Source organism: Lentzea sp. NPDC060358 (assembly GCF_042725365.1).
GTDB lineage: Bacteria > Actinomycetota > Actinomycetes > Mycobacteriales > Pseudonocardiaceae > Lentzea.
This window is the reverse complement of sequence record NZ_JBHXCW010000229.1, coordinates 1-12025: the sequence shown is the minus strand read 5'-3', so window position 1 is coordinate 12025 and position 12025 is coordinate 1. Positions and strand designations below refer to the sequence as shown.

At 74.8% G+C, this 12025-nt stretch carries 2 protein-coding genes and 1 pseudogene; 1 reads left to right on the top strand and 2 read right to left on the bottom strand.

The window, feature by feature from the left end:
* Positions 1–55: 55 nt before the first annotated feature.
* Positions 56–1297, top strand: coding sequence for an MFS transporter (locus ACFWGZ_RS33305; protein ID WP_382455560.1), 1242 nt, complete (start codon positions 56–58; stop codon positions 1295–1297).
* Position 1298: 1 nt separating this feature from the next.
* On the opposite strand, the gene ACFWGZ_RS33300 is transcribed toward ACFWGZ_RS33305, so the two are convergent.
* Positions 1299–2144, bottom strand: coding sequence for an XRE family transcriptional regulator (locus ACFWGZ_RS33300; protein WP_382455559.1), 846 nt, complete (start codon positions 2142–2144; stop codon positions 1299–1301).
* Positions 2145–2154: 10 nt separating this feature from the next.
* Positions 2155–12025, bottom strand: a pseudogene (locus ACFWGZ_RS33295) (hypothetical protein); the annotation flags it as partial.

The following is a 12025-nucleotide window of genomic DNA, read 5'->3' as shown; positions in this document are numbered from 1 at the left end:
CTCCCGCACGGCGCGGGGGAGTGGCCGTCCGTTGTGCTGTGCGGTGCCAGGTGGGATGTTGGCAGGGCCCCCGACACCCGGAGAGAGCCCAGTGACCGAGCGCCAGACAGCGACGTCCGTCTTCCGCAACACGGCGTTCCTGCGGCTGTGGACAGGGACGACGGCCTCGGGCCTCGCGATGTGGGCGCTGCCGTTCGTGCTGGGCCTGGCGGTGCTGGAGCGCTCGATCACCGCCGTCGAACTGGGCGTGGTGCTGGCCACGAGGACGATCGGGTTCCTGGCCGCCGTGCCGGTCGCGGGCGTGCTGGCCGACCGCCACCCCCGGCGCGCGGTCGTCTTCTGGTCGTGCCTCACGGCCGCGCTCGTCACACCGGTGATCGCCCTCGGCATGGGGAGGTCGCTGCTGCTCATGGCGGTGGCCGCGGCGGTCGTGGGAGCGGGGCAGGGCGCCTGCCGGCCCGCGTTCCAGGCCATGGTGGCCGAGGTGGTGCCCGAGCAGGGCCGCCAGCAGGCCAACGCCGCCACCACCCTCGCGATCAGGGTGACCACGCTGGTGGCGCCGAGCCTGACCGCGCTGGCGGCGCTGCTGGCCGACGCCCGCGGGCTGCTGGCCGCGACCGCCGTCGTCTGGCTGGTCGCCGCACTGGTCCCGCCGAAGGGCAGGTTCACCCCCGAGCCCGCGAAGACCCGCCCGAGCTTCGCCGGCGACTTCCTCGACGGCATCCGCGAGGCGCGCCGCCACCCGTGGCTGCTCGCCGGGCTCGGCGCGCTGACCGCCGTCATCGCCACCGGCTACTCCGCGACGGCCGTGGTGCTGCCGCTGGTCAGCAGGGACCGCTACGACACCGAGGCGGTGCTGGCCGCGGCCACCACCGCGTACACCCTGGGCGCGCTGGCGGGCGCGGTGCTGATGGGCCGCTGGCGGCCGAGGGCCGCGGGCTGGGTCGCGCTCGCGGGCCTCGCCCTCTACGGGCTCGTCCCGCTGGTCCTGCTGGTCCCCGTGCACCCGGTCGTGGTGGTCGCCGCCTACGCCGTCACGGGCGTCGGCATCGAGCTGTTCAACGTCCCCTGGTTCACGGCCGTCCAGCGCGAGGTCGACCCGGCCAAGCTCGCCCGCGTGTCGTCGCTCGACTTCCTGCTGTCCTACGGGCTCGCGCCGGTCGGCCTCGCGTTCATCGCCCCGGCGATCGCTCACTTCGGCGTCAGCGCGGTCCTCGGCGCCTGCGCGGTGGTCTGCTTCGCCGTCCCGGCGGCCGCCGCGCTCGTCCCGTCGTCACGCCGGTTCCGCACGCGGTGAGCTACCAGGTCCAGCGGAAGCCGCGCACCCCCGGCGGCACGTCCAGGGCCACGTCCAGCAGCGTGCGGCCGGGTGTGACGGCCGAGCCGTCGGCCAGCTGGACGACGGACGCGGGCGGGGCGCCCTCGAACGTCACCTCCAGCACGTACTCGCGCGTCGGCAGGCGGAACTTGCGCTCGTAGGTCGTCGCGGGCGGGCACGCCGCCCTGGGCACGATCTCGTGCTCGACGACGATGCTCTCGCCGCGCAGCAGCGGCCGTTCGAACACCAGCTCCGCGACCAGCAACCCCTCGGCCTCGTCCGTCACCACCCGGCCGACTGTGCAGTTCTTCAACGCTCTGACCAGCGGCAACGGCTGGTCGCGTTCGTCGACGTGCATGATCACGACCCACCGGTCGGGCCCGTTCATCGACGCCGACAGCACCTGCCGCGACCGGAAGCTCCGCTCGGTGCGGTCGGCGCCGACGGTCACGAAGTCCTGCTGGCTGACGCGCAGGAGCTGGTCGTCCCACTGCGTGTCGAGGTCGTGCAGCGCGTGCTCGACGGGCCGGGGCGACGGCCAGAACGCCGACAGCGGCGCCGGGGCCCTGCGCAGCCAGCGGCCCCGCGGCCGGGGCGGCCCGAGCAGCTCCGACAGGTGGCCCGGCGGCACCTTCAGGATGTGCTCCAGGTGGACGACGGCCTGCAGCGACTTCGTGCGCTCCGGCCGGCTGCGGCCCGTCTGCCAGCAGCTCAGCGTCGCGAGCGACACCGACACGCCGTTCTGCGACAGGTGCTCGCGCAGGCGCTCCAGACCGAGACCACGGTTCGTGATCGCCGTCCGGAGCGCCTCCGCGAACTCGTCCACGCAGGTCACGCTAATCCATCCGCACGTCCTGCTGAAGTGGCCGGTGGGGCCGGTAGGTCACCTGGCGGCCGTCGATCACCATGTCGACGTCGACGGTCTCCTCGAACGGCGGGCCCATCGGCCGCAGCAGCACCGGCTGGCCCGAGGGCTGGTGGATCCGGACGTTGACGCTCAGCTGCGTCGCGATCAGGTGGGCCACCAGGTCGCGGGCGCTGCCCGCACCCGCGTTCTCGTTCGGGTCGGACTGCATGTGCCAGTTGAGGTTCTCCACCAGCGCGCCGTTGAGGTGGCCCTGGTGCATCGGCCTGCTGACGGTCCAGTCGGCGACGGCCTTCGTCACCGCCCGGTGGCCCGCGGCCAGCCCGACGACCTGCTGCCGCAGCACCGCCGGGTCGATGTTCCTGGCCTGCCCGACCGCGGCGTAGAGGCCGTTGGCGGTGACCGGCGGGGCGGGCTGGCGGGCCAGCACGTCCTCGTGGAGGTACCGCAGCTGCCGCTGGGTGGTGCCGACGTGGTCGGACGCCGCCGGCCCTCCGGCGGTCGGTGCCGGCCCGGCCGGGTTCGGCGCGGCCTGGTTCGGCCGGGTGGCCTGCGGGGGCTCCACGCTCCTCGGCGGGGCCGGGGAGGTGGCGCCGCCGTCCGCGGCGGTCTCGTGCCGGGGGTCGAACCACAGCACGCTGGAGTCGGCGCTGCCCACCGGCCGCGGGCCCGCCGAGGCCGCCTGAGTGGTCCCGCTGTCCACATCGGTGTCCGCGCCGGCCGGCGCGGTCTCGGTGCTCACATCGGCGGCCACCGGAGCGGGGTCGGTGTCCATGTCGGCGTCAGCCGGTGCGGTCTCGGTGTCCACGTCGGTGGCCGCTGGGGCGGGGTCGGTGTGAACGCCGGCCTCAGCCGGTGCGGTCTCGGCGTCCACGTCGGTGTCCGCCGGGGCGGTCCCGGTGTCCGCGTCCGCCGGGGGAGCGGACGGCGTCACGTCGTCGGCCACCATGCCGTTGTCCTGCAGCACGGACTTCAGCTCCGCGATCGCGGCGTCGTCGAGCTGCACGCCCAGCGCGTCGCCGAGCTCGGCCCGGTGGTCGCCGACGGCCTGGGTGAACTCCGCGGCGCTCACGCTCGTGTCCGGCAGGACCTGGGCGTCGCCGAGCACCTTCTGCACCCAGAACGCGCTGGACACCACGTCGCCGCCGACCGGCGGGGTCGCGGCGATGGCGTCACCGAGCGCCGGAGCGCCCACCGCGTCCGTGAGGGCGGTCTGCTGCGCCATGTTGAACGCGCGGTTGTAGCCCTTGTCGTGGTTGAAGACGTCCATCGCCAGCTTGTCGGCGTCCGCGTACGACGGCGTGTTGCCGATCGTGTCCCACAGCTGGTGCGACCAGCTCTCGAACTTCGCGTTGCCGCCGGGCTGGACGAACGCCTCCAGCTGCTCGGTCTCGATGACCGGCCGTTCGAACAGGCCGTTGAACGCGTCCGTGACGCCGTCGATGCCGTAGAAGAACATCAGCCCGGCGACGTCCTCGGACCTGGTGTGCAGCACGACCGACGCGCGCAGCAGGTGCAGACCCGCCTCGTGGTGGACGTACCTGGCCGGGTCCGACCGCAGGGCGGCCTCGACCGCCTTCATCTGCGGGGTGGCGTGCTCCATCGCGTCGTCGGTCAGCGCGAGGAGCTGGAACTCGGCCTCGGTCAGCTCGCGAGCGGGTTCCTGCGCGACGACCTCGCCGGTGTCCACCTGGGCTGCGGGCTCGGCCTGGGCTTCGGGCTCGGCCGCGGGACCACGGTCGTCGGCCACCATGCCGTCCTCCTGCAGCTGGGCCGTGAGCTCGGCGATCTTGGCCTCGTCGAGCCCGACTCCCAGCGCGGTCTCCAGCGCCGCCCTGTTGTCGGTGACGGCCTGCGTGAACGCCGCCGGGCCGACCTGCGCGTCGTGCGGGACGATCCGGGCGTCGGAGAGGACCTTGTGCGTCCACAGCGCCTGGCTGTACGGGTCGGTGCCGTACACGGCGGTCGCGGCGATCGTGTCGGCCAGCGGCGGCGCGCCGATGGCGTCGACGAGGGCCTCGTCCTGGGCGAAGTTCGTGCCCCGGTTGTAGCCCTTCTCGTGGTTGAAGATCTCACCGGCGAGCCGGGCCGGGTCGCCGGTGTAGGCGGGCGTGTTGCCGATCGTCTCCCACATCCGGTGCGCCCAGCCGTCGAACGCCGCCCGGCGCTCGGGCGTGTCCAGGTCCCCGAACGCCTCGATCTGCGCGTTCTCGAAGACCGGCCGGGAGAAGGCGGAGTTGAACGCCCGCGCGACCGCGTCCACGCCGTGCCGCTGGATCAGCGCGGCGACGTCGTCGGCCCTGGTGTCGAGCACGACCGACGCCTGCAGCAGCTCCAATCCGGCCTCGTGGTCGAGGTAGCGGCCGGGGTTGTCGCGCAGCTCGGCCTCGACCGCCTTGGCCAGCGGCGAGGCGTGCTGCATCGCGTCGGCCGTCAGCGCCTCGAGGTGGCTCTCGACGACGACCGCCGGCGCGGCGGGCGGCGCCTGGGTCGCGGTCTGGGTCTGGGACGTCTCCCCGATGGCGGCGGTGCCGTTCGGCGGGGCCGGGCGCGTCTGCGGCTCGGACCACGCCGGCGTGTCCGTCCCGCGGGGCTGCGGTGCGGGCGGCGCCTGGCGGTGCGACGGACCGTCGACCGGCCACGGCGGGTTCGCCGGGTCGTGCGGCTGGAACGTCGACCTGCCGTTGGGGTTCGGGGCCCGGTCGAGGTGCAGGGCGGGACCGAACCGCGGCGCGGTCCAGTCCGCCGCGGCCACCTTGTCCGCCGGCGCCGAGTGGTCGAGGACCTGCGGCTTGCGGTCGTGGAGGGGCTCGACCGTCATCGCGCCGTCGGCGGTGTGGACGACGACCGGCCGCTTGAGCTGCGTCGCGAGCAGCGTGACGGCGAGCTCCTCGGCCTTGGCGGCCTTGAGGTTGTCGGCGTGCTGCTCGGCGGCGTCCGCCCGGTCCTGCGCCGCGCGTTCCTGCGGGGTCGGCTCGGTGCCGGGCGTGCCGGTGTTGTCGACCGGGTGGTCGTACCCGTCCTGGCGCTGGAACGACGCCGGGAGCGGGGTCGGCTGCGTCGGCCCCGGCTCGACGAAGGCGTTGACCAGGTGGCCGTTCTCGAGCCGGTGCTCCTGGCGGAAGTTCGCGATCTGGGTCGTGATGTCGGGGGAGGCGTCGAAGCCCTGGCCGATCGTGCCCCGGCGCAGGTCCGACGGCGTCGGCACCGGTGCGGCGGCCGGCGCCTTGCCGCCGCGGCCCCTGCCCCGGCCACCACCGGTCCCCTGCCTGGCGGCGGCCCTGGCCTCCTTCTCGAGCGCGCTGTGCGCCGCGGCGAACAGGCCGTTGTCGCGCGGCGCGCCCACCTGCGGCAGCACGCCGTCCCGGAGCGTGCCGAACGTGCGGGTGACGTCGCTGTTGTTGTCCGACAGCGCCACGTTCAGCACCGTGGCCGTCTTCTGCTGCTTGGCCGCGGGGTCGATGTGGCCGAGCTGGTCCTCCGTGCGGGGCACCAGCTTGTTGCGCCGGTACGCGGGGCCGGGCTCGGCGGCGGTGGTGTGCTGCGGGTCGACACCCATGTGACCGCCGCCGGGGGCGGGCGTCGAGACGGCCGGCGTCAGGGTGTTCTTGTCCTCGTAGCCGAGCTTGAGCGCGTCGGACCTCGACGGGGTCCACCCACCGGTCCTCGTGGTCTCGGTGTGCCTGCCGGTCTGCGGGTCGACGTCGTAGTCGTGCTCGACGAGCTGCTGGGCCTCGCGCTGGGCGTGCTGCTTCGACGCGAAGTCCTCGCGGACCGCCTTGAGGTCGACCTCGGCCTTGGGCGGGACCGCCGGGCGGTCCCCGGCGGGGTCGAAGCCGAACGTCCTGCTCTCGGGCGTGCCGGGGTTGACGTGCGACTGGGCCCACGTCTTGCCGTCGGCCTTGGCCCACTCGAAGGCGATGCGCGACAGGTCGGTGGCCACCGCGCCGTCCACGAAGTCGGACGTGAAGTTCTCCCCGCGGAACGGGTTGCGGTTGGTCTGCATGTCGACGTCGACGGCGGAACCGACGGTGTCCCTGTTGTCGGCCCACTCCCGCACGGGGTCCTGGTTCGCCGCGATGTTCGCGTCGATCGACTCCAGCGCCTTGCTCTGGGAGGGGCTCGGCGTGCCGCCCTGCGCCGCGATGTCGTTCTCGAGCTGGGCCCGGGCATCCTGCAGCGCCCTCGTCGAGTCCGGCTTCGGCAGCGCGTGGGTGTGGATGTCGACGAGCTCCGCGCCGGCGAACCTGTTCATCGACTGGGCGAGCCCGTTGAACTCGGCCAGGCCGTCGCTGAACCGCACCGACGGGTCGACCACGGTGGCGTTGGCGTCGACGAACAGGTTGGGCTCCGGGAAGTACGGCACCATCGGCGCCGAGTCCGCGAGCCGGGTCCTGGCGTCCATGTCGTCGTTCATCGACTGCTGGAACCCGCGGACGAACGCCTCGCGGTTCTCCGGCTTGAGGTGGTCGCGGGCGAGGTCGAGCTTGCGCTGCCTCTCCGCGCGGGCGGCCGGCTTGACGTCGGGGTCGGCGTCGAGCTCGGCCTGGGCCTTGGCGATCCGCTTCTCGACGTCCGCGACCAGCGCGTCCGGGTCGCCGACGCGGTAGCCGCCCGCGTGCATCAGCGGGCGGACCGGACCGGCCTCGGACGAGTTCAGCGTGTCGCTGAGGTGGTTGAAGACGTCCTTGCCCGACGGCACCTGGCGCGAGCCGGTGTCGAAGTCCTGGATGGACAGGTACGGGTGGGTGTCCCTGCCGTTCAACGCGCCGATGGCGAACTTGGTGGCACCGCTGTGCATCGTGCCGTTGCGCATCTTGCCGTACGGGAAGTTCTGCTCGGTGAACTTCGGCAGCGGCACGAGCGCGATGGGCTCCTGCCGGTTCGCGACGTCCTGGTTCGCCCGGTCGATGTTGGCGTCCATGCCGGCGCTCGACGCGTCCGCACGGCCGTTCACGCCGATGACGAAGACCATGTTCTTGCCGAGGTCCCCGGCGTCCCTGGTGACGGCGTCGATGACGTCGTTGATGCCGCCCAGCTGGTCGTGGCCGACGATCATGTTGACCACGAACGACGGCGGCCTGCCCTCCTCGACGCTCTGCCTGAGGCCGGCGAGGTGGCTGTCCCTGGTGGGCAGGTCGATCCGGCCGCCCGCGAGGTTCGTGAACGCCTGGTTGTGCCGGAAGTCCACCGGACCCAGTCCCAGGTCGGCGAAGGCGCTGTCCAGGTCGGCGGGCTGGCCCTGCGGCCTGGACACCGGGCGGGTCTGGACGTCCTGGTCCGGGGTGGAGGTGTCCTGGCGGGCCGTCGTGTCCGGGGTGGCGGTGCCGTCCTGCCGGACCTCGGCGGGCGGGGTCCACCCGGCGGGCGGGGGCACCGTGGCCGGGCCGGGCTTCTCGAGCGTCGTGTCGGGCACCATCACCTGGCTGGTGGCGGTGCGCTCGACGAGCCACAGGTGCCGCGGCCGGACGCCGGGGTCGGGCAGGTGGACGTCGGCGCCCATGAGGCCGCCGTCGTCCTGGTGCACGCCGGAGTTCGTGTCGTGCTGCTGGAAGACGCGGGAGCTGTCGCTGTACTCGTCGGGGACGCCCAGGTAGTGCAGCGTCTCGTGGGCGAGGACCTCCGGGCCGGTGGCGGGGTTCCAGTGCGTCTGGTCCGGGTTCGCGACGTCCTTGTCGACCTTGACGGTGGTGTGGGCGTCCGCGGCGTTGTCGGTGAACTCGAGGTTGAGGTGGAACTGGTCGCCGCTGGGGAGCCGGAAACCCTGGTTCAGCAACGAGTTCACGCCGTCGGTGGCGTTCTGCCGCACCTGCGCGAGGGCGTCGGCGTCGACGTTCGCGGCGGGGTCGAGGTGCACCTTGACGGTGTACTCCTGCACGAACCTGCCGGGGCTGGTCTCGATCCGGCGCAGGTCGTAGTTGATCAGGCCCTGGTAGGACTTGACGTTCGTCGGCGTGCTGTCGGTGCGCACGTCGTGGACGGTGACGTCGACCGTGCGGACGTCGGTGTCGTTGCGGCGGTCGGCCCACGTGCTGCGGTCGGCCGGGTTGTTCGGGTTGGACCAGTCCGCGGTCTTGGCCGGGTCGTGCCGCCACGACTCGTCGGTGCGGACGTCCTTGCCCTGGTGCGACTCCGGGGTGGGCGGCGTCGCGGCCGGCGGCGCGCCGACCTTCGGCACGTCCTTGCGGGTGCCGTCGGGGTTGCGGTTCGACTCGCGGGCGGCCGGAGCGGGTGCCGGCGGAGCGGGCGGCGGGACCGGGGCGACCAGGACGTCCCTGGCCGGGGCCGGGCCGGTGTTCTGGTTCTGCGCCGGCGGTGCCGCGTGAGCGCCCGCCTGGGGAGCCGGGGTCGCGGGAGGCGGGGTCGCCGGGACGTCCCTGGCCGGTGCCGGGGCGGTGTTCTGCGCGGGCGGTGCCGGGGGCGCTGACGCCGGAGGTGCCGACGCCGGGGGAGCGCTCGCCGGAGGCGGGGTGGCCGGGGTGTCCCTGACCGGGGCCGGGCCGTCGTTCTGCGCGGGCACGTCGGTGCGCGTGGACCGGTTGTTGTCCGCGGACGTGTTGGTGTCCGTGTTCGGCCTGGTGTCGACGCCGGGCGTCGTCTCAGGGCCGCTCCTCGGCCTGCTGTCGGCGTCGGGCTTGGCGTTCGCGTCGGCGTTCGGCGTCGCGGCGGTGTTGCCGGGCGCCGGGGGAGCGGATCGCGTGTCGGTGTTGCCGGGCGCCGGCGGCGCGGACCTCGTGTCCGTGTTGCCGGGAGCCGGCGGTGCCGTCTCCTGCCCGGGCGGCGGGGTGTTCGCCGGCGGGGTGCTGGGCGGCGGGGTGTTCGCCGGTGGCGTGTTGGCCGGTGGCGTGTTGGCGGGCGGGGTGTTCGCCGGAGGCGTGTTCGCGGGCGGCGCGTCGGCAGGCGGTGTCTTGGTGTAGATCACCGTCTCTTCCTTGGTGTGCACGTCGACGGTGATGACCCGTTCGACGTTGGGGTTCTGCTGCAGGATGGGGAACTCGGTCATGTGGAAGACGTTGTCCGGCCGCCGCGACGGGCCGAGCAGGACGTAAACGTCACCGCTGGCGCCGTGCGCGAGGCTCGCGGACACGCTGTCCCAGACCGCCTTGCCCTCGGGCGAGGTGTTGCCCCAGCCGGGGAGCTTGATGGCCTTGTCGTCGAGGGTGCCCTCGAGGGTGTTGCGCCCGTCGGCCTTCGCCATGTACTCCGCTTCGTTCATCACGGAGATGCGGTTGCCGTCGGAGTCGTAGTAGTTGCCCGACCAGAAGAAGGCGCCGTCCGGCTTGGAGGCCAGGACGTTGCGGAGGTGGTCGATCCACTTCCGGCTCTCGTCGGGGGTGAGGTTCTGCAGGTCCGCCCACGGCTTGCCGTCGATGGTGGTGGCGGGCCAGGCCGCGTCGGCCTTGTGCCCGCCGGGCTTGCCGTGGTTGGCGGGGTCGGGGTAGCCGCGCGGGTCGAGCAGGTCGAGCAGGTTCGGCGACGCCTTGATCGGCTTCACCGGGAACGGGTCGGGCGAGGGGCCCGGCTTGGGCGGCTCGAACGGCTTGTTCTCCGGCCCGAACTTGGGTCCGTCCGGCGCCGCCGGCGGCGTCGTGTGCGACTCCTTGGGCGGTGCCGCGTCGGCGATCGGCCGCAGCGAGTCCGCGGCGGGCGGGTTCGGGGCGAAGATCCCCTGGGGCGGCCCGACGACGCCGGGCACGTTGGGAACGCTGCCCGGCCGCGGGCCGGCCGGCGGCCACATGGCGTTGGCGTTGGTGTGGTCGGTGACCGGGGCCGGGGCGGGGCTCTTGTGGTCGACGCCGGTCGACGGCGCCCAGCCACCGGGCACCGGGCGCGGCGGAGCCGGACGCGTCTCCGCGGGAGGCGGCGTGTCGGCCTTCGGCTGCGGGGACGTGGCCGTGTCGGGCTTGGGCGCGGACCTGGTGTCCGGCGCCGGGGCGGGCGGCGGCACGTTCGGTGCCGGTGCCGGTGCCGGTGCCGGGGTCGGCGTGGTGGCCGGTGCCGGGTTCGGCGTGTTGACGGGCGGCGCGGCCGGGGCCGGGCGCGTCTGGGCCGGGGGCGGCGTGTCCGCCTTCGGCTGGGGCGCCGGTGCCGTGTCCGCCTTGGGCGGCGGGGTGTTCGCCGGTGGCGTGTTGGCGGGCGGCGTGTTGGCTGCCGGAGCATTCGCCGGTGGCGTGTTGGCCGGCGGCGTGTTGGCAGCCGGCGTGTTGGCGGGCGGCGTGTTGACCGGCGGTGCGCTGACCGGCGGCGGGGCCGGGCGCGAAGACGCCGGAGGCGGCGTGTTCGGTGCCGGTGCCGGGGCCGGCGCGGGAGCCGGAGGTGCGGCCGGAGCCGGACGCGTCTGCGCCGGGGGCGGCGTGTTCGTGTTCGGTGCCGGGGCCGGGGCGTTGGCCGGGGGTGCGGCCGGAGCCGGGCGCGACTGGGCCGGCGGCGTCTGGGCCGGTGGCGTCTGGGCGGGCGGCGTGTTCGGCGCGGGGGTGGTGACCGGCGGTGCTGCGGGGGCCGGGCGGGTCTGCGCGGGCGGAGCGGTCGACGCGTTGGGCGACGTCGTGCTCGGCGGGGGCGACAGCGGGGTCGGCTTCGGCGCCGGGGGAGGCGTCGAGGACGACGTTCCGGGTGCCCTGGTGATCGTGTTGTCGGGCGTGGGGGGCTTGGGTGCGTCGAACGCGCCCTTGTTGGCGCCGGTGACGGAGCCGCCGAACTTGTTGCCGCCGCGCTCGCCGCCGGTCGCGCCCGCGCCGGGGGCGCCCGGCGCCATGGGCGGGGCCATGCCGCCGGGGTTGGCACCGCCGGCGGGAGACGTGATCGGGCCGGGCGTGGCACCGCCGCGCGGGCCGCCCTGCGGCGGTGCGCTGACGGCCGAGGCCTGCGGGCCGGGGGTCTGGGCTCCCGGAGCGCTGGGCGAGCCGGGGGTTCCGGGAACGGCGGGCATGCCGGGCACGGACCCCTTGGGCGCGGAACCGCCGGGGGTCGCGCCGCCGGGGGTGACACCGCCAGGCGTCGCACCACCAGGCGTCGCGCCACCGGGCGTGGAACCGGGGGTGGTGCCGGGCAGGGTGGTGCCCGGAGTCGAGCCGGGCGTCGAGCCGGGAGTCGTGCCGCCGGTGGAGCCGGGCACCGCGCCGGGCCCGTTGTAACCGGGCGCGGTCGGGGTGAACGCCGCCGGGATGCTCGGCTTCGGCGCGGGCGGGGGAGTCGAGGACGAGCTGCCGGGCGCCCTGGTGATGGTGCTGTCGGGCGTGGGGGGCTTGGGTGCGTCGAACGCGCCCTTGTTGGCACCGGGCACGGAGCCGCCGAACTTGTTGCCGCCGCGCTCACCGCCGCCCGCGCCCGCGCCGCCCGGTGCGCCACCGGGCGCCATCGGCGGGGCCATGCCCGGCGACGTGCCGGGCGTGCCGCCGCGCGGGCCACCGGCCGCGCCGCCGGCGCCGTTCTGCGTGCCGGGGGGAAGAACGCCGGCCTGGCCACCCGGCGTGGTCGCGCCGGGGCCGTTGTAACCGGGAGCCGAGGGGGTGAACGCCGCGGGGGCCTTCGGACCGCCGCCGCCGACACCGCCGCCGACGCCACCCGGAGTGGCACCACCAGGGGTGGCACCGCCGGGCAGGCCGCCCGGCTTCCCGCCGCCACCCGGCGTCGTCGAACCGGGGCCGTTGTAGCCGGGAGCCGTGGGGGTGAACGCGGCGGGGCTCTTGACGCTGGGGGTGCTGCCGCCGGGCTTGGTCGAGCCGCCCGGGGTCGTCGCGCCGGGGCCGTTGTAGCCGGGCGCGGGCGGGGTGAGCGCGGAGGGCGGCGTCCAGCACGGCGGGCTGCAACCGGGCTTGGTCGAGCGGCCGGGGGGGGTCGGG

Coding starts and splice junctions, on each gene's coding strand:
- ACFWGZ_RS33305 (WP_382455560.1), top strand. CDS start 56: ATGTTGGCAGGGCCCCCGACACCCGGAGAGAGCCCAGTGACCGAGCGC.